This is a genomic window from Pseudomonas sp. GM18, from assembly GCF_000282195.1.
Taxonomy (GTDB): Bacteria; Pseudomonadota; Gammaproteobacteria; order Pseudomonadales; family Pseudomonadaceae; genus Aquipseudomonas.
In genome coordinates, this window is record NZ_AKJT01000044.1 from 1 (window position 1) to 19,594 (window position 19,594).

The 19,594-nt window shown below is 59.8% G+C and carries 15 protein-coding genes; 1 reads left to right on the forward strand and 14 read right to left on the reverse strand.

Annotated elements, in window-relative coordinates; genetic code table 11:
• Positions 1 to 16: 16 nt before the first annotated feature.
• From PMI21_RS14875 to PMI21_RS14810, 14 genes are all read right to left on the reverse strand, one after another.
• Entirely contained in the window at positions 17 to 1,555 is a 1,539-nt protein-coding gene (locus PMI21_RS14875; protein WP_238541217.1) for an ArnT family glycosyltransferase, read from the reverse strand.
• A gap of 56 nt (positions 1,556 to 1,611) precedes the next feature.
• Complete coding sequence (locus tag PMI21_RS14870) at positions 1,612 to 2,976, reverse strand: UDP-glucose dehydrogenase family protein (RefSeq protein WP_007938129.1); 1,365 nt, start codon at positions 2,974 to 2,976, stop codon at positions 1,612 to 1,614.
• Complete coding sequence (gene arnF / locus PMI21_RS14865) at positions 2,973 to 3,386, reverse strand: 4-amino-4-deoxy-L-arabinose-phosphoundecaprenol flippase subunit ArnF (RefSeq protein WP_007938131.1); 414 nt, start codon at positions 3,384 to 3,386, stop codon at positions 2,973 to 2,975. Before arnF ends, PMI21_RS14870 begins: the two co-directional genes overlap by 4 nt.
• Positions 3,383 to 3,727, reverse strand: coding sequence for a 4-amino-4-deoxy-L-arabinose-phosphoundecaprenol flippase subunit ArnE (gene arnE / locus PMI21_RS14860; RefSeq protein ID WP_007938133.1), 345 nt, complete (start codon positions 3,725 to 3,727; stop codon positions 3,383 to 3,385). Before arnE ends, arnF begins: the two co-directional genes overlap by 4 nt.
• On the reverse strand, positions 3,724 to 5,379 hold the full coding sequence (gene arnT / locus PMI21_RS14855) for a lipid IV(A) 4-amino-4-deoxy-L-arabinosyltransferase (RefSeq protein ID WP_007938135.1): 1,656 nt from the start codon (positions 5,377 to 5,379) through the stop codon (positions 3,724 to 3,726). Before arnT ends, arnE begins: the two co-directional genes overlap by 4 nt.
• Positions 5,376 to 6,260, reverse strand: coding sequence for a 4-deoxy-4-formamido-L-arabinose-phosphoundecaprenol deformylase (arnD, locus tag PMI21_RS14850; protein ID WP_007938137.1), 885 nt, complete (start codon positions 6,258 to 6,260; stop codon positions 5,376 to 5,378). The genes arnT and arnD overlap by 4 nt, the downstream gene beginning before the upstream one ends.
• Positions 6,260 to 8,254: a bifunctional UDP-4-amino-4-deoxy-L-arabinose formyltransferase/UDP-glucuronic acid oxidase ArnA gene (gene arnA / locus PMI21_RS14845; protein ID WP_007938139.1), complete on the reverse strand. Its 1,995-nt coding sequence runs from the start codon at positions 8,252 to 8,254 to the stop codon at positions 6,260 to 6,262. The genes arnD and arnA overlap by 1 nt, the downstream gene beginning before the upstream one ends.
• On the reverse strand, positions 8,251 to 9,270 hold the full coding sequence (gene arnC / locus PMI21_RS14840; protein ID WP_007938141.1) for an undecaprenyl-phosphate 4-deoxy-4-formamido-L-arabinose transferase: 1,020 nt from the start codon (positions 9,268 to 9,270) through the stop codon (positions 8,251 to 8,253). The genes arnA and arnC overlap by 4 nt, the downstream gene beginning before the upstream one ends.
• Positions 9,267 to 10,415 (reverse strand): UDP-4-amino-4-deoxy-L-arabinose aminotransferase, encoded by a 1,149-nt coding sequence (arnB, locus tag PMI21_RS14835; protein WP_007938143.1) that lies wholly within the window; start codon positions 10,413 to 10,415, stop codon positions 9,267 to 9,269. Before arnB ends, arnC begins: the two co-directional genes overlap by 4 nt.
• A 421-nt stretch (positions 10,416 to 10,836) precedes the next feature.
• Positions 10,837 to 11,907, reverse strand: a complete 1,071-nt coding sequence (locus tag PMI21_RS14830; RefSeq protein ID WP_007938147.1) for an ABC transporter ATP-binding protein — start codon at positions 11,905 to 11,907, stop codon at positions 10,837 to 10,839.
• The gene (locus PMI21_RS14825; RefSeq protein WP_007938150.1) at positions 11,904 to 13,427 is read right to left on the reverse strand and encodes an ABC transporter permease; all 1,524 of its coding nucleotides are present in this window, start codon (positions 13,425 to 13,427) and stop codon (positions 11,904 to 11,906) included. The genes PMI21_RS14830 and PMI21_RS14825 overlap by 4 nt, the downstream gene beginning before the upstream one ends.
• Before the next feature lie 78 nt (positions 13,428 to 13,505).
• Positions 13,506 to 14,522 (reverse strand): iron ABC transporter substrate-binding protein, encoded by a 1,017-nt coding sequence (locus tag PMI21_RS14820; protein WP_007938152.1) that lies wholly within the window; start codon positions 14,520 to 14,522, stop codon positions 13,506 to 13,508.
• Positions 14,523 to 14,767: 245 nt separating this feature from the next.
• Positions 14,768 to 16,183: a sensor histidine kinase gene (locus tag PMI21_RS14815; RefSeq protein ID WP_007938153.1), complete on the reverse strand. Its 1,416-nt coding sequence runs from the start codon at positions 16,181 to 16,183 to the stop codon at positions 14,768 to 14,770.
• Positions 16,173 to 16,838, reverse strand: coding sequence for a response regulator transcription factor (locus tag PMI21_RS14810; RefSeq protein ID WP_007938156.1), 666 nt, complete (start codon positions 16,836 to 16,838; stop codon positions 16,173 to 16,175). Before PMI21_RS14810 ends, PMI21_RS14815 begins: the two co-directional genes overlap by 11 nt.
• A gap of 188 nt (positions 16,839 to 17,026) precedes the next feature.
• Between PMI21_RS14810 and secF the strand changes: the two genes are divergently transcribed.
• Positions 17,027 to 19,591, forward strand: a complete 2,565-nt coding sequence (gene secF, locus PMI21_RS14805; RefSeq protein WP_007938158.1) for a protein translocase subunit SecF — start codon at positions 17,027 to 17,029, stop codon at positions 19,589 to 19,591.
• Positions 19,592 to 19,594: the final 3 nt, after the last annotated feature.

Consider the following 19,594-nt stretch of genomic DNA (forward strand, 5'->3'; position numbering starts at 1 on the left):
CAGCCTGCGGCAGCTCCTACAAGGGAGGTGTGTGTAGCAATACGAAATCGTTTTTATCGAAACGTCCGCTCAATACTGGCGTCTGGGTACCCAGCGGAGTGCCTTGCAAGGCGTTGTAGTCGCTTCGGTCCATCATCAGCCAGGCCGGCCCGGAGAGGGCTTCCAGTTCCTGTATCGATTCGGTGAACACCGGTTGCAAATCCTGCTCGATATTGACCATGAACTTGATCGCCTTGGCGTCTTTGCCCATGCCGTGCAGCACTAACGGCGCCGGGGCTTTTTGAACCTCAGCGAACGCGGCTCGGCTGAAGGCTTGTGTGTCGTAAAGCTGACGTTCGACCGGTTCAAACACCAGGATATAAACCGACCACAGCGCCAGGACTGCGCAACAGGCCAGCGCCTCGGCTCGCCAGTGAGCGCGGAACCAAACCGCCAGCGCGATGATTTGCAGGGCCGCAAGCACGATCAATACCGGCACAAACGCAGGTGGTTGTGCTGGCAGACGCCGCTGAACGATCAGCAATGCGACAATCAACACCCCCGGTATCACCAACCAAAGCCCTTGCATCAAACCCCGCAACCAACCGAACACCCGACCCTGCGCCACCTGAAACGGGTACGCCGCAACGATCGCCGCCATGGGCAGCATCGGCAGCAGGTAACGGGCCTTTTTCGCTTGGGGAATCGATAGGCCAATCATCACGATCAACCCGGCCGCCGTGCAGTATTGCAACAGGCGTAATGCCGGACCTGCCTGCCGTGGATTCGTCAGCCAGACCGCGGCCAATACCAGCAGTGCCAGTGGATAAGCGAGCGCATAGTTGCCAAACGAAGCGGTGAAGTAATACAGCGAACCACTGACGCCCTCACTGCCGTCCATGCGCCCCATGAACTGCATGCGCACCACGTCATGCATGAAGGCTGTTCCACCACTGGCTTCGGCCAGCCACAACAGTGCGCCGACGCACACCACCAGCAACACCGCCGCCAACAGGCCAAAACCGAACAACCGCGACCATTGGCGATTGAGCAGGTAGTAGCTGCACAGCATACCGGTGGGGATCACCAGCCCGATCGGCCCTCGAATCCCGAAGCCCAACAGCAGCAGTACAAAAATCAGCGGCCACCGACGGGGCATCGCGAAATGATCGGCGGCGTACCCAAGGTAGAACACCGAAAAGGCCACGGCCGCCAGCATCAGGTCCTGGGACACGGCACGGGTTTCAGTGACAAACATACTGGTGAGCAACATCAACGCGATGCTCAGCAGCGCCCAGCGTGTGGAGCAGGGCGCGAGCAACCGGTACATCAACGTGACGATCACCGCGGCGCCGATGGCGCTCGGCAACCAGGCGCTGAGGCTGTTGACCTGCCCGAACGGCAGGGACAGCAACCAGACGAACAATGTCGACAGCGCCGAGTAATCGGCATAGGGCTGGCCGTAGGTGGTCGGGAAAAACGACGGCCCGTGGCGCAGCATTTCCTGGGCGAACAGCACGAACCGCGAATCGAAACCGATCGCCGTTTGCTGATAAGCACCGGCGATGAACAGCATCAGCGTCAGCAGCCCGAACCCTAAGGACTGCCGACGAATGCCGGGGGATACCGTACTCACGCGACGACTGAGGCCGCTGGAATCGGTAACTTGCACGATTCACCACGGCCCATCGGGAAGTACAGGAAACCGCTGCGGGCCAGGCGCTCGGCGTCGTACAGGTTACGTCCGTCGAAAATCACCGGTGCATTCAGACGTTGCTGGATCAGGTCGAAGTCCGGCGCCTTGAACTGCTGCCATTCGGTGCAGATGATCAACGCGTCGGCTCCTGCAAGCACCGATTCCGGCGTGCCCATGAGCATCAGCTTCGGTTCGTCAGGATAAAGTTGTTGGGTTTCCTGCATGGCTTCCGGGTCGAACGCGCGAACATTGGCCCCCGCGGCCCACAACGATTCCAGCAGCACCCGGCTCGGCGCATCGCGCATGTCGTCGGTGTTGGGCTTGAAGGCCAGGCCCCACACGGCGAAGGTCTTGTCGCGCAAATCACCCTTGTAGAAGGCGTTGATGCGTTCGAACAGTTTGTGTTTCTGCCGCTGGTTGATGGCTTCCACCGCTTGCAGCAGGTCGCTGTTGCAATGGGCTTCTTCGGCACTGTGAATCAGTGCGCGCATGTCCTTGGGGAAACACGAGCCGCCGTAACCGCAGCCGGGATAGATGAAGTGGTAACCGATTCGCGAATCGGCACCGATGCCCAACCGTACCGATTCGATGTCGGCACCCAGGTGTTCGGCCAGTTCGGCGATCTGGTTGATGAAGCTGATTTTGGTCGCCAGCATGCAGTTGGCGGCGTATTTGGTCAGCTCGGCGCTGCGCAGGTCCATGAACATGACGCGGTCATGGTTGCGGTTGAACGGTGCATAGAGGTCGCGCATCACGTCGCGCACTTCATCGCCTTCACAGCCAATGATGATGCGGTCCGGGCGCCGGCAATCGGCTACAGCCGAGCCTTCTTTCAAAAACTCCGGGTTGGAAACGATATCGAACTGCAACTGCCGGCCGGCCTTGAGCAGGTAGTTTTCGATGTGGGCGCGCAGCGTATCGCCAGTGCCCACCGGCACCGTGGATTTCTCCACCAGGATCACCGGCTGTTCACGATGACGCGCCACCGCTTCACCCACCGACAACACGTATTGCAGATCCGCCGAACCATCCTCCCGGGACGGCGTACCAACAGCGATGAACAGCACCTGGCCATGTTGCACCGCGAATTTTTCGTCCGAGGTGAAGTGCAGCCGCTTGGCGTCCAGGCTTTCACGCACCAGGCTGGCCAGCCCCGGCTCGAAGATGCTGACGTGGCCTTGTTGCAGTAACGCAACTTTTTTCTCGTCAATGTCCATACACACTACGTCGTGGCCGACTTCAGCCAGGACGGCGGCTTGCACCAGACCAACGTAACCGCTACCAAATACACTGATTTTCATGATGCACTCCTAAGTTCGGGCGCGCGAGCAGGTCGAGAATTAATAGTAATGACACCCAGGATGACCAACGCCACTCCCAGGGTTTTTGAAAGGCTGAAGGATTCGTTGAACAGCGGCAGGCTGGCGGCCAGCACATACACCAGCGCGTAGCCGATGCTCAGCAGCGAATAGGCCCGGCCCAGGGGCACATCCCGCAGGGCGGCAAGCCAGGTGAGCATCGACGCGGCATAGGCGAGGATGGCGGTCAGCACGACAATCACAGCGGACACATCGACGCTGCCGCTGCTCAAGGCCGCTAACCACTGTTCGGGACGCGGCAAGCGAATCATGCTCCAGCGCATGCCCAGCTGCGCGGCGGTGCCGAACAGCACGCTGCCCATGGCGAAAGCGATTCCGCGACGCAGGCTCATGCGTGTTGCCCCAGCAGCGCCACGCCACCGATCACCAGTGCCACGCCCAACCAGTGACGGCGGTCGATGACTTCGTGAAAGATGAAACGGGCGACCAGTGTGATCAGCACGAAATTAAGGCTGAGCATGGGATAGGCGATACCGACTTCGAGACGCTGCAATACCAGCAGCCAGACCAGCAAGCCCAGCCCCAGAGAGACGAGCGCCAGCCACAGCCAGGGTGAACGCAGTTTCTGGCCCCAGCCCGAGGTCTTGCCACGCCAGCTTTCCACGGCGTACTTCTGGGCGATCTGGCCAAGGCAAGTCAGCAGGCAGGCGATCAGTAGCAGCAACAGGCTCATGACGCGTCCTGAGGGAAGATCAGAATCACCAGGTTGCCTTGTTCATAACGTTTGCCATCCTTGGGCAGCAGTTCGATTTCTTGCAGTTCGTCATCCCCTTTGACCCGCATCACCACCCCGACCGAACCACTTTGGCGCGCTTCGCGCATCCACTGTTGCACGTGCTCGAGGTCGACCCGCTGCTGCATTGCATCGGGATCAGGATAGTCAAGGCCGTATTTCAATTCGCCTATCGTGTTGTACAACGCCACCTCAGGGCGTTTCAAGCGCCAGGCCAGGGCCGAGGCAGCGCCCAGGTCGTTGCTCAACAGCTTGTCGGTTTGCGCCAGTTCCGGGGCGTGCTGGAGGATGAACTGGTCGGGCATCTTGTTCGCCACCACCGAATCCGGCATGCCGGCCGGCAGCACGCCGATCAGCAGCAAACTGCCGAAGGCCGGTGCCGCCCAGCATTGCAAGGGGCGGAAGGCCTGCAGCAGGTTGGCCATGATCCAGCCGATCAACCCGATGAACACCAATACCAGGTTGTGCAGTTCGTGGGTGTACAGCGGCTTTTTCAGTTGCAGGTAGACCAGCGCAATCAGGACGATCAGGCCGAGCGTCATGTTCAGCAGGCCATTGATTCCCAGCACCCGGCCCTGTTCCAGCTTCAGTCGGTCCGCCAGGGTATGACCCAACAACAACGCCAGAGGCAGCAGGCAGGGCATGATGTAGGTCGGCAGCTTGCCGTTGCTCAGGCTGAAAAACAGCAAGGGCATCAGCAACCACAGCAGCAGGAAAGCGATGTTGGTTTGACGCCGGGTCTGCCAGGCCTGTTTCAGCGCCGATGGCAGCAACGCCGCCCATGGCAGACTGAACGCCACCAGTAGCGGCAGGTAGAACCACCATGGCGCATCGTGCTGGGCATCATCCCCGGCGAACCGGCGAATGTGTTCGTGCCAGAAGAAGAACCGCCAATAATCGGGTTCCTGTGCGTGCACCGCCAAGGCCCAAGGCAGACTCACCGCGATGGCCACGACAATTGCCACCGGGCCGTAAGTCAGCAGTTCCCGCCAGCGTTTCTGCCAAAGCACCCAGGGCAGGGCGATCAAAACCGGCAACGCCCAGGCGAGGAAGCCCTTGGTCATGAAACCCATGCCGCAGGCCAGCCCCAGTACTGTCCAGCCGAGCAGACGCTGACCACGGCTGGTGCTGTCGAACGCAAACCACAAAGCCACCAGGCTCAGGTTGACCCAGAAGGTGAATTGCGGATCGAGGTTGGCGTAGCCGGCTTGCCCGGCGATGATCGCAAAACTCATGTACAGCAGCGCGCAGGCAAAACTCTTGCGCGGCTCGTTCCACAGCCGGCGGGCGATCAGATAACACAGCAAAACGCTCAGTCCGGTGCTCAGCACCGAGGCGATACGCACGCCAAACAGATTGTCGCCAAACAGCGCCTGGCCGATGGCGATCATCCAGTAGCCCGCAATGGGCTTTTCGAAGTAGCGCAGGCTCATGAAGTGCGGCGACACCCAGTTACCGGTCAGGAGCATGTCCTGGCTGATCTGGGCGTAACGGGTTTCGTCGGGAATCCATAGGCCGTGAGTGCCCAGTGGCAACAAGTACGCCAGCGCCAGAACGACCAGTAATAACGGCAATGCCCAGGGTTTGCTCATGCGCCTTGAACCCCTAGCCAGCCTTCGCGACCCTCAAGAGTGCCGCGTACGACCCGGCCCTTTGGCAAGATGGCGGGGGCGTCGGGAAGCAAATTGCCCAAGGGCTGGAAATGAATATCACGTTGGCGAGCATCGGCCAGTAATTGGCGAAAATCGTTGGCCATCAGAATCCCTTCTACTTCGGCATGGACAGTGTAGACATTGAGTTTTTGCGGGGAGAACCGCTCAAGAATAAAGGTGTTGAAGTCTTTGGCTGCGACGGTCGGGCCGACCACTTCGTCGAAGGTCGGCAGGTCCACCGGAATCTGCGGTGCCCCCAGACTACCATTGGTCAGGATCGGCTGGAACAGGTGCTGGCCTCGACAATCGCTGTTGTAGCGAAAGCCGAAACCTTGCTTGGCTTCGATCACACGCTCATCCGCCCGCCAACCGGCGGACGCCGAGCATTCGACTTTTTGCCCGAGGATGTCACTGAGGCTGTCGACGCCACGACGGATCTGCTCGATCAGTTGCGCTTGGCTCCAGCGTCCGGCATTGGCCTGCCAAGCGTGGTGATCCCAGGCGTGCAGGCCGACTTCATGCCCGGCCGCCTGCGCCTGACGCATCAGGTGCCCGAGGTCGCGACCGATCGGTTTGCCCGGCCACGCGGTGCCGGCCAGCAAAATGTCCCAGCCATACAGACCGGCAGCGTTGGAACGAAGCATCTTCCAGAGAAACTGCGGACGGATCAGGCGCCACAAGTGGCGCCCCATGTTGTCTGGCCCGACGCTGAAGAAAAACGTCGCCTTGACCTGTGCTTCATCGAGCATCTCGAGTAACCGCGGCACCCCTTCACGGGTGCCTCGGTAAGTGTCGACATCGATTCGAAGGCCTGCCTGCATCAACGTTTTTTGTCCGCGATTTCGAGCATGGCTTCACGCAGGAAGAAGTCCAGCGTGTTGCCGATGGTTTCCTTCATCTCCACGGTTGGAGCCCAGTCAAGCAGACGCTTGGCGTTGGCGATGCTCGGTTTGCGGTGAGACACGTCCTGATAGCCGGTGCCGTAGAAGGCCTTGCTTTCGATATCGCGGAAACCGGCAAATGGCGGGAAGTTGTCGCGTAGCGGGTGAGCTTCGAACTGACGCAGCAATTCTTCGCCCAACTGCCGAATGCTGGCTTCGTTGTCCGGATTGCCAATGTTGATGATCTGGCCGTTACAGGCATCGTTGTCATTGTCGATGATCCGCGCCAGGGCTTCGACGCCATCGGCGATGTCGGTGAAGCAGCGCTTTTGCTCGCCGCCGTCGAACAGGCGAATCGGCGTGCCTTCCACCAGGTTCAGGATCAACTGGGTAATGGCCCGGGAACTGCCGATACGCGCTGAGTCCAGACGGTCCAGGCGTGGGCCCATCCAGTTGAAAGGGCGGAACAGGGTGAAGTTCAGGCCTTTCTGGCCGTAAGCCCAGATTACTCGATCAAGCAGCTGCTTGGAGATCGAGTAGATCCAGCGTTGCTTGTTGATCGGCCCAACCACCAGGTTGGAGCTGTCTTCGTCGAAGTTGGCGTCCTGGCACATGCCATAGACTTCGGAGGTCGACGGGAAGATCACGCGCTTGTTGTATTTGACGCAGTAGCGAACCAGTTTCAGGTTCTCTTCGAAGTCCAGTTCGAACACACGCAGCGGATTGCGGGTGTATTCGATCGGCGTGGCGATCGCCACCAGCGGCAGGACCACGTCGCATTTCTTGATGTGGTACTCGATCCACTCCGAGTGGATGCTGATGTCACCTTCGACGAAGTGGAAATTCGGATGGCTGCGCAGGCGCTCGATGGCGTCCGAGCCGATGTCCAGGCCGTAGACTTCATAGCGATCGTCACGCAGCAGACGCTCGGACAGGTGATTGCCGATGAACCCGTTGACGCCAAGGATCAGCACTCGGGTGCGACGCGGTGCACGGCCCGATTCGGCGCCCCGCAGCACAGAACCGTCGACCAGCCCCAACTCGTTGGCCAGTTGCGGGCCACTGAGGTACAGGCCGCTGTCGTTGCGCTGGCCGGCGTTGACCACCAGCGAGTCTTCGCCGCAGGCGATTCGCAGCGGATCGACGCTGATGACCCGGCCCGGTGCCTGGCCTTCGTTGCCCTTGACGACATCCGCGCTCCAGACAATCAACTTGTGCTCGCCCACGGCACAGAACGCGCCCGGGTAAGGCTGGGTCACGGCGCGGACCAGATTGAACAGTTCTTCGGCCGGTTTGCTCCAGACCAGTTTGCCGTCCGCCGGGGTACGACGGCCAAACACTGTGGCTTTGGATTCGTCCTGCGGAGTTTCGCTGATTTTGCCTTGAAGCAGTGCAGGCAAGGTGTCGCGCAGCAGATCGCTGGCGGCCTGGCGCAATTTACCGTGCAAGGTCAGCGCGGTGTCGGTGCGCTCGATCGCCACCCGTTGCTGGGCGGTGATTGCGCCGGCATCGGCACGTTTGACCATGCGGTGCAGGGTCACGCCGGTCTCGGTTTCACCGTTGACCAGTACCCAGTTGGCCGGTGCGCGACCACGGTAGCGAGGCAGCAACGAGCCGTGCAGGTTAAAGGCGCCTTTGCTGGCGGTGGCCAGCAGTGGTTCGCTCAGCAGGTTGCGGTAGTAGAACGAAAACAGGTACTCGGGGTTGAGTTTGCTGATGCGCTCGATCCACAGCGGGTGGTTGGCGTCTTCCGGGGCGTGCACCGGGATGCCTTTGCGGGCGCACAGTTGCGCAACCGAGCCATAGAACGCATTTTCCTTCGGGTCATCGGGATGGGTGAACACGGCTGCAATCTCGAAACCGCTGGCAAGCAGGGATTCGATGCCGGCACAGCCAATATCGTGATAAGCGAAGACAACAGCTTTTGCACTCATGAGAGAACCTGATCTGAAGAAGTGGAAGTGAGACCGTCAACGGTGACAACGGGGGCTGGAGCGGAGGGGGTGCTGCGCAAAATCTTTTCGATAAAGAACCGTGGACGCGCCCGGACATCGCTGTACATGCGGCCCAGGTACTCGCCCAACAGGCCCATGCCAATGAATTGGCCACCGGTGAACACGAACAGCACGGCGAACAGGACGAATGTACCGCCGCCGGCCCAACCGGCACCGAAAACCATGCGCAGCACAATCAACGCGATGGCGAACAGCACGCCGAGCGCCGCCATGCCGAAGCCGACGATGCTCAGTAATCGCAGCGGTGTGGTCGTCATGCAGGTGACCAGATCGAACATGAGGTTGATCAGGCGCATCGGGCTGTATTTGGATTCGCCGTGTTCGCGTTCGGCGTGAGTCACCAGAATTTCCGTGGTGTGCCGGGCGAAGCTGTTGGCCAGGATCGGGATGAAGGTGCTGCGTTCGCGGCAGGCGAGCATGGCGTCGACGATGGTCCGGCGATAGGCGCGCAGCATGCAGCCGTAGTCGCTCATGGCAACGCCGGTGGAGCGTTGCACGGCGAGGTTGATCAGCTTCGACGGCCAGCGACGCAAGGCCGAGTCCTGACGGTTGTTGCGCACAGTGGCGACCACGTCATAGCCCAGTTCGGCCTGGGCCACCAGCCGCGGGATTTCTTCCGGCGGGTTTTGCAGGTCGGCGTCGAGGGTGATCACCACATCGCCCTTGCACTGTTCGAACCCGGCCATGATCGCCGCATGCTGGCCATAGTTGCGGTTGAGAATGACCGCCACCACCGGGCTGCAGTCACGACTGGCGGCCTCTTCGAGGATTTGCGCCGAGTTGTCGCGGCTGCCGTCGTCGACCAACACAATTTCGTAGTCATGGTGCAGTTGCTGGCACGCCGCTTCGGTGCGCCTGAGCAACTCGGGCAGGCTGTCCTGCTCGTTGTAGACCGGGATGACGATTGATACGCAACGGATCGGATAAGGTTTCACAGGCTTCTGTCCAGTGTTTTTTCAATGGCGCCGACGACACGATCGACATCATCGGTGGTCATGTCGGGGAACAACGGGATCGAACACAGCCGCGCCGAGTTCCATTCGGTGTTGGGCAGGTAGATGTTGGGGAAACGCTGCCGGTAGTAAGTGTGCAGGTGGGTGGCGATGAAGTGAATACCTGTGCCGATGTTCTGTTCCTGCAACGCCTTCATGAACGCCTCGCGATCCAGCCCGCAACGTTCGGCGTCGATGCGCAGGATGAACAGATGCCAGGCGTGCTGTTGCGCATGGGCCGGAATGGCCAGTGGTTGCACCGGCAGGCCTTCAAGGCGTTGCAGGTAGGTCTGGGCCAGCTCTGTGCGCTTGGCGTTGATCGCGTCCAGGCGTTCCAGCTGCACCAGGGCGATGGCGGCATTGATGTCGGCCAGGTTGTACTTGAAGCCGGGCTCGATCACCTGGGCCTGGGGTTTGCGGCCGTGGGTGAGTCGGTCGTAGGCGTCGACGCCCAGGCCATGGAACTTGAGCATGCGTACCCGATTGGCCAGGGCTTCATCGTCGCTGACGAACATCGCGCCCTCGGCGCAGGTCATGTTCTTGATCGCGTGGAACGAAAAGATCGCCGTGCCTTGAGCGCCGACATGCCGACCTTTATAGAAAGTGCCCGCCGCGTGAGCCGCGTCTTCGATGACGGCGATGCCATGTTTGTCGGCCAGATCGTAGAGTGGATCGAGGTCGAATGCCGCGCCGGCGTAATGCACCGGAATGATTGCCTTGGTGCGAGGCGTGATCGCCGCTTCGATGCTCGCCAGGTCGCTCATCAACGTGTCGCGGTCAACGTCGACGAACACCGGCGTCGCACCGAGCAGGCAGATCATGTTGGCGGTCGACACCCAGGTCTGCGACGGTGTGATGACTTCGTCGCCGGGACCAATGCCCAATGCCAGTAACGTGATATGCATGCCACCGGTGGCCGAGGACAATGCAACGGCATGCCGACAGCCGACATAGTTGGCGAAGTGTTCTTCCAGTTGCTGGTTTTTCGGCCCGGTAGTGATCCAGCCAGAGCGCAGTACTTGCTCTACCGCAGCAATTTCTTCGTCGCCGATACTAGGGCGAGAGAAGGGGAGAAACGCCTGACTCATGGGCACCTCGGAACTGAAAAAAAAATTAGACTATCAGGCTTGAGCGTTGGATCCAACACCAGCGTAGACGCCAAAATAAAAGCTGCATCAAGCAGTTGCCAGAAATTTGTGACAAATTACGTTGATTGAGTTTGCTCGTCGTGACCGGCAGGCTGGACGCTATCAAGACGCCATCTCGTATCCGTTGAGGTTAAGCGCGATTTTGTGAAAGGAACATGAAAACCCGGTAGGCGATTCGTTTATTTGAAACCCATACAGGCACGGTTCAGGCTTCTGCCGCTCATCGCACTTTTTTTGCAGGAAAAGGCGTACAGAAGTGTCCGCCTTAATGGACTTGTGCTGCATTGCTTAGTTGTTTTTTTGAATTGTTATATTCAGGGCGATTTCGTTTGATTGACTGACCTGTTACCGATTCAAAAGCTTAAAGTTCGTTCAGTACATGAGCATGGCCGATGGTCGACACATGAACCTCGCTGCCAGCGGGGGGCGCGTGCATGCCGGAACTGCGCACCAGCAATGAACGACCCGGGCGTTCATCAGCGGCCAACGTCTGCAATTCCACGGTCAAGGTGCAGGTATTACCACCGAAATCGCATTCGGTGACCACGCCGCGACAGCCGTCCGATTGTGCCAGACCGTGGGGCGCGCTGATCAGCTGAAGTTGCTCGGGGCGCAGCATGATTTGCGCTGATCGGTTGTTTCTGTGGTTGTTGACCGGTATACGACCCAGATCGCAATGAGCCCAACCCGCTTCGATTCTGGCCGGCATGACCACGGCATCCCCGAGAAACAGGGCGGTTTGTTCATCGGCGGGATAGCGGTAAAGGTCCAGCGGATGCCCGGATTGCACTAACCGGCCCTGACGCATCACCGCCAACTGATCGGCGAATGACAACGCTTCACTTTGATCGTGAGTCACCAGAATGGTCGTGACACCGGCGTCGGCCAGAAGCCTTGCGACCAATTTGCGCATGGCGGCGCGCAAACCGGTATCGAGCGCCGAGAATGGCTCGTCCAGCAACATCAACCGTGGTTGTTGTGCCAGGGCCCGGGCCAGCGCGACACGCTGTTGCTGGCCGCCGGAGAGTTCATGCGGCCAACGATTGGCCATGCTCGAATCCAGCGCCACGCTGTCCATCAACTCAGCGACACGCTCCTGTTTGGCAACGCCCTTGGCCGCAAGCCCGAAACCGATGTTGGCGGCTACGGTCATGTGCGGGAACAGTGCACCATCCTGCGGAACATAGCCGATTAACCGTTGATGCGCGGGGACCTCACGGGTGCCATCGACCAGCGTCTGACCATTGAGCGAAAGGCTGCCCGAGTCCGGGAATTCGAAACCGGCGATCATTCGCAGCAAGGTGGTCTTGCCCGAACCGGACGGGCCGACGATAACCGTACGGCTTCCCGTCGGCACCGACAGGCTGATGTTCTCCAGGGCTCGGTGAGAACCGTAGGACTTGCAGATCGAGTGGAGTTCAAGAGCGTTCATCGGCCAGCCGTGCGTTTGGATTGGTGATAAAGAAGTCCGGTTAACGGAAGCGACAGCAGAATCATGAGCAAGGCATAGGGCGCAGCAGCGGCATAGTCGATTTCACTGGTCATTGCCCAGAAACCGGTGGCCAGGGTGCGCGTGCCATTGGGGGCGAGCAGCAGGGTAGCGGTCAACTCATTGGTGACCGCCAGAAACACCAGCGCAGCGCCAGCGGCTGCACCGGGTGCGGCCAGACGCAGAGTGATCAGCCACAACGCCCGACCGGGCGAACGGCCGAGGCTGCGGGCCATGTTCTCCAGCTCAACCGGCGCCTGGGCGATGCCCGCGCGCAAACTCACCAGGGCTCGGGGCAAAAACATCAGTAAATACGCCAGCAGCACCGTGATGGTGGTCTGGTAAATCGGCCGGGCAAAATGAATCGTCAGGGTCACCAATGCCAGCGCAACGACAATCCCCGGCAACGCGCTGGTAATGTAGTTGCAGCTCTCCAGCACACGCTGCAACGGGCCCGGCGAGCGAATCGACAGCCAGGCAATCGGGATGGCCGCGCATGTGGTAATGAGCGCGCCGGCGGCCCCGAGCATCAGCGTTTGTTCCAGCGCCGGCAGCAGTTCGCTCAGCTGCCAGACTTGCGCACCACCGGCGATCAGCCACTTGCCAAGGGTGATCAACGGCACACCGAGTGCCAGCACACAGGTCACGCCTTGCAGCGTGAGCGCGAGTAGGGTGGTGCGCAAATTCAGATGCACGATCCTTTGTTCGCGCGCGCTTCCCGACCCGACCCGGGCATAGCGCGCCGTACCGCGAGCAGCCGACTCGGCCGTCAGCATGGCCAGGCAGCAGAGTGCGAGGACGCCGGCCAGCATATTGGCGGCGGGCCCGTTGAAGGTGGACTTGAACTGATCGAAGATGGCCGTGGTGAAGGTGTCGAAGCGGATCATCGCGTACAGCCCGTACTCGGCCAGCAAGTGCAGCCCCACCAGTAAGGCACCGCCGCAGATGGCCAGGCGCAATTGCGGCAGCACCACGCGACAAAACACCGCCCAGGGCTTGAGCCCCAACGACTCGGAGACATCTTCGATGGCTGGATCGAGCCGGCGCAACGTTGCCGCTATCGGCAGGTAAAGAAATGGGAAATAGGCGATGACCGAAACCAGAACACCGGCAAACAGCCCATGAATCGGTGGCACCAGACTGACCCAGGCATAGCTGTGCACGAATGCCGGCACCGCCAGCGGCGCCGTCGCCAACAGCGACCACCAGCGCCGCCCCGGCAAGTTGGTGCGTTCCGTCAACCAGGCCAGCGCCAGCCCTAGTGCAATGCACAAGGGAATGGTGAGCAATACCAGCAACACGGTGTTGATCAGCAACTCGCCAACGCGTGGGCGCCATACCAGCGTCACAAGCGTCGCCCAACCTGTCTGCACCGACACGCCGATGACGAAAGCAATCGGCAGTAATGCCAGCAACGACATCAGCACCGACAAACCAATCACCCATGCGCCACCGCGGCCCACGAAGACGCCGCGAGAGCGTGCGCGCAAGTGTGCAGAGGACGCCGCAGCGACCTCTGCCGGTAGAGTTTCAGGAAGCAATTAGAGCAACCCGGCCTGGGTCATCAGCTCAACCGCCTTTTTGCTGTCGAGTTTCGAGACGTCGACAGTCGGGGCGTCGAGTTGCTGCAGCGGTACCAGTTTCGGGTTGGACTCTGCGCTCTTGCCCACGGCGTATTCAAACGAGTTGCCGGTCTTGAGAATCGCCTGGCCGTCTTTGCCGGTAATCCATTTCAGGAAGGCCTGGGCCTGTTCCTTGTGTTGACTGGAAGCCAGAACGCCGCCACCGGACAGGCTGACAAAGGCACCTGGATCCTTGTGTTTGAAGTAGTTAAGCGAGGTGTTCTTGCTGTTCTCGCCGGTCTTGGACTGATCGACGAAGCTGTAATAGTGATAGATCACGCCGCTGTCGATCTGGCCGGCATTGACGGCCTTGAGCACGGCGCTGTTGCCCCGGTAGGCGGTGAAGTTGGTTTTCATGGCTTTCAGCCAGTCGAGGGTGGCGGCTTCACCCTTGAGTTCCAGCACGGCAGCGACGATGGCCTGGAAGTCGGCACCGGCCGGCGAAGCGGCCCAGCGGCCTTTCCAGTTCGGTGCGGCGAGGTCCATCAGCGATTTTGGCAAGTCTGCTTCGGCCAGCTTGCTCGGGTTGTAGACGAACACCGTGGAGCGTGCGGCAATCCCTACCCATTTGCCATGCGCCGGACGATAGGCTGCGCCCACTTGTTCCAGCGTGCTCGGCGCAACCGGTGCAAACAGCCCCGCGTTGTCGACCAGCACCATGGCCGGGGAGTTTTCGGTCAGGAACACGTCGGCCGGGGAGGCTGCACCTTCTTGCACGAGTTGATTGCCCATCTCGGTGTCGTCGCCATTGCGCACGGTCACTTTGATGCCGGTTTCCTTGGTGAAACCTTCGACCCAGGCTTTGGTCAGGCTTTCGTGTTGAGCGTTGTAGACCACGATACCGTCAGCCTGCGCAGCTGCATACACATGACCGGCGCTGAGGAATGCAGTGGTCAGCAATGCTTTTTTAAGGAACGAGGGGATGCGGGAAATCATTCTGTCGACGGCTCCTGTTTTTTTTAGTCAACACGCGCAGATTCATTAGCGGAACAATGCGAATCATTTGCATGTTTAAGTCGCCGCGAATGTAGAGTGCCAAATGAGAAAAAAACGTCAAAAAAACCGTTAATAGATGTCATTTTAATGTCGACGGAAAACCCGAGCCGACGCGATATCGTCGATCAGAATGTGGCTTTGGGCACTGCGGCTCAATATTAGCCTGGCCTGAGGTGACGCCGGGTTCAAGGCTTAAAACGCATAATGGCAATGGTCACACGAGTCCCTGCCTGCGGCGTACTTTGAACCGTCAGCTGTCCACCCAGTCTTTCGACGATCCGCTTGCAGTGGGCAAACCCGAGTCCGAACGAGGATGGTTGCGACCGTGCAGCGTCGGCACGAAAAAACACTTGTCCCAGCTGCCGGAGCTCTTGCGCGGACATGCCTGCACCGTTATCTCTGATCCGGATGGACAAACCGCTGCCCGGTTGTTCGTCCAGCGTGACGTCGACAGCGCCACCGGCCGGTGTGTACTTGATGGCGTTGTCCAGCAGGTTGCCAAACACCACTTCCCACTGTTCCGGACCTCCGGCGACTTGAGCCCGGTGATCCTCCAGCAGCTGCAGGGAGAGACTGAGACCCTTGAGGTCGGCGGCCTTGCGCCAACGCTCGACGGCATTGAGCGCATTGTCATTCAACCCGCTCGACTGCCCGGCAATGTCTGCGGTGCCCTCCAGTTGCGCAAGGTTCAACAGACCGAGAGACAGGCGCTTGAGCACCTGCATTTCGGCCAGTACGTCACGACAGGTCTGGGCGTAATCTTCGGCGTGCCGTGGCCGCGCCAGAATGACCTCCAGCGCAGAGGTCACGGCAGCAATCGGCGTCTTCAGTTCATGGGAGGCGTTGGCGATAAACAGCCGTTGATGTTCCAGCACCTCCTGAACCGCCGTTTCCATTTGCGCGTAGCTGTCGAACAGCAGTTTTTCTTCCGCCGAGTGCGCCTTGAATACCACCCGGCGGGTGAATTCCGGCGGCTTCAATGTGCGCAATTGTCGAGCGAAATGGCGAAGGTTGCGGGTGGAGAGCGACACCACGATAAAGCTGCCAAGCGTCGTCAGCAGCAGTATCCCTATCGCGGCCAGCGCCACCACACGTTTGAAGGCGGCGACCGCGTTGAGTACCGGTTGCGCGTTGGTGGCCACCAGCAGCCTGGCCTTCAACGGTCCTTCGGGGCTGGGGCGCTCAAGGTCGCCCATCTGCGCGATCCATTTCTCGTGACCGACATCGAACAGGAACGTCTCTTCGTTGCCGGCGCGAACCTGGCTCATGGCCTCGCGAAGCGCTTTGCGCATTGGCGGTGTCGGCCCCCAGGAATCTTGCAGCAACTCGCCCGAAGCCGATGACAGGTCAAAGTACAGGTCGTGATCGTGATCCAGTTCCGAGGCGAATTCACCCTGGCGCTGATAGACCAACTGCGCGTTTTCGACGCCGATCAGCGACTCGATGACGTCCGACTGGGTATCGAGATGGTGCTGCAGTTCATCGAGCCGGGTGGTTTGCACCCAATGACTCAGCCACACATAGCCAATCAGCAAAACGCACGCCTGAACCACGAACAGGGTGAGCGCGATTTTGATGTTCAGCGCCAGGTTACGCCACACGAAGGATCAACCCTTTGCCGCGAATGGTTTCAATCTCGACATCGGCCCCGGCCAACTTGCGTCGCAGGCGATTGAGCAGCACGTCCAGGCTGTTGCTGTCCGGCTCGCTGTCGAAAGGGTAGAGCAGCCCCAGCAACACCGTGCGGGTCTGCAATTGATTAGCCTTGCCGGCCAGCGCCACCAGCAGATCGTATTCCATGCCCGTGAGCTCCAGAGGACGGTCGCCGATGCTGACCCGCAAGGTGTCGAGTTCGATGTTCAGATTGCCCAGCGTCAGCGATTTCGAGCCACGGGCGATCGAGCGTCGATAGAGGGCATTGAGCCGCGACACCAGCTCGATCATTTCGAAAGGTTTGGTCAGATAATCGTCGGCACCGCGATCCAGGCCCAGCACCCGATCCACCACCTCGCTTCTGGCCGTGACCATGATCACCGGTACTTCGTTGCCCTTGCCGCGCAGCACATTGAGTACGTCCAGACCGGATATCTGCGGCAGCATCCAGTCCAGCACCAACACGTCGTATTCACTGGAGTCGACATAGTACAAAGCCTCTTTGCCATCCCTGGCCAGATCCACCACCCAGCCTTCTTCCTCAAGCCCGCGCTTGATGCTGTTACCCAGCAGGGCATTGTCTTCGGCCACCAGAACCTTCATTGCTCACTTCCTGATCAGGCATCGCAGGCGTGCATTCATTGCATGTCCGGCACGTGCTGGCAAGCCGTCGCACAGCCATACGGCTTCGTTAACAAGCGGTTCATTTTCGCTTCTTTAGACTGCCCGCCAGTGGTGAATGGGCCCTTGGGCTTCGATTCGCTTTTCAGTCCCTTATCTGGATTTCTTCCATGAGCCTTTCCAGTCGACGTCTGTCGTTCATCCTCTTGACGGGGCTTCTGGCCTGTCTGGTGGCCGCGACATTTTCCAGCCTGGCCACTCATGTGCGCTTCGGGCTGGAGTTTCGCGGTGGTTACGAGATTTATTACGTTGTGAACCCGGCGCCGGGCAAAACCCAGCTCGCCAAGGATGACCTGTTGCAGACGGTCGCGATCCTGAGTAAACGCGCCGACAGCATTGGTATTACCGAGCCGGACATTCGCGTTGAGGGCGCCAACCATATTCGGGTGAAACTGGCAGGCCTGACGTCCGCCGAAGAGTCACGCTCGCTGCTCGGCAGTTCGCAGGGGTTGCCCACGCAGCTGACCGAGAAATACACCCAGACCGTCGGCAGCGTGCTCGGCAAAACCGCGCTGGCGGAAACCGTTCAGGCAGGTTTGATCGGCATCGCCTGTATTTTTCTACTGCTGGTGGGGTTGTACCGCACCGCCGGTTTGATCGCCGCGTTTTGTACGCTGGTGTACCTGTGGCTATTGCTGATTGTGTTCACCGCTTCGGGTGCCACCTTGTCGCTGTCGGCGGTGGTCGTGTTTGTGCTGGGCATTGGTATGGCGGCGGATGCGAGCATCATTTGCCTGGAACGTATTCGCGAGGAAATCGACCTCGGCCGGTCTCTGCGCGAAGCCGTGGAAAACGGCTTCAAAGGCTCGCTGCCGACGATACGTGATGCCAACCTTGTGACCGCGCTGGCGATGATTGCCTTGTTTGCGGCCGGCATCGGGCCGATTCAAGGATTTGCACTGACCATGCTGGTGAGCATCGTGATCAGTGTCGCCACTAACTTCTTGCTGATTCGCCGGCTGATGCTGTGGCTGGTCGATACCCAGTGGGTCAGCCAGCGCTGGTTGATCGGCAAGGGCAAGCCGCGCGCCACCAAGGCCCGTCGTTTCAACTTCGTGGGCCTGGGTAAAACGGCGATTGTGGTCTCGTTGCTGACCATCGTTTCCGGCTCGCTGTACTACCGCGCTCACGGCTTGAACCTGGACATCGACTTTACCGCCGGTACCGCGCTGGACATCGACGTCGACCGTGCAATCACTCAGGAAACCGCCACGCAGATCATGACCGGGGCGGGCACCATCCCGGCCACCGTGGCCGTGGGCGGCGCACAGAATCAGCACATCGCCGTGCGCTTCGATGAAGTGCTCAAACCGGCTGATTTGAAGCAGATCATTACTGCGTTCAAGGGCAAGTATCAGACCGTAGAGTACGAGGAAAACACCGCAGACCCGGGCGTTGCACGGGATTTTGCCACTCGGGCGATCTATGCGGTGATTGCGGCATTCGCCAGCATCGCGATCTATATCGGCCTGCGTTTCTCCTGGGCCATCGCCTTGGCGACCTTGCTGCCAATCGTTCAGGACATCCTCATTGTTTCGGCGATCTTCTCGCTGTTCAAGCTGGAGATCGACGTCACTTACATCGCTGCATTGCTGACGATCATCGGCTATTCACTGAACGACAAGATCGTGATCTTCGGACGCATTGTCGAAAACGTGAAAAAGTCCCCGCCGATGGATGCGGCGGCCTTGTGGGGTTTGATCAACCTGAGCATCAGCCAGACCCTGGGGCGTTCGCTGTACACCGTGCTGACGGTAGTGATGGCGTCGACCTGCCTGTATCTGTTTGCCTGCGAACCCTTGCAGATGTTCTCGCTGGCACTGGTGCTGGGGCTGATATCCGGCGCGGTATCGTCGATTTTCATGTCCAGCGCTATCTGGCTGACGCTGTCCCGGCGAAAACATCAAGTGGCGAATGTTGGCTCGACGTTGAAAGTCAGCGCCAAACGCATCCCGCATCTGGCGTCCACTCCATTCCTGGGAGCACTGCTGGTTGTCTGCATGGTCGGACTCGGTGGATGGTTCTGGGTGCCGGCCCAGGCAATGGCTGGCAAAACGGCGGTCAGCGCCTCGACTTCACTCGGCGATTTGTCGAGTTTCCGGACGATTACCGTAGACACCGCCCGTTTAGTGGACGCCGGCGACCTGAAGGCGGCCAAGGCGCGCATCACCGATCTGGAAACTGCCTGGGATCAGGCCGAAGAAACCTTGCAGCCGAAGTCGCCAGCATCCTGGACGTCGCTCGACAAATCGATCGACCGTGCGCTGTCCCAATTGCGCTCCGGCAAACCGGACCCGAAAGCCTGTGCCGACGCCCTGAAAACCCTGCTGGCCAAACTTGATAGCCAGCAGATCAGTGCCGTCACCCCCGTTGCGGCACCTTCTGCGGGGTCGATGGGTGACTTGTCCTACCTGAAGGTCATGATTACCGACACCGAAAAACTGCTGGGCAGTGGCGACATGAAAGGCGCACGGGCCAGGATCACCGACCTGGAAAGCACCTGGGACCAAAACGAGGAAAAGCTGCGGGCGATTGATCCTGAAGGCTGGACCTCCATCGACAAGTCCCTGGACCGAGCGTTGAAACAAGTCAGGACCGGTTCGCCGGATCTGGCGGCGTGTACCGAGGCGCTGAGCACCCTGGCGACAAAGATCGACAGCAAAAGCGTGCACTGACGC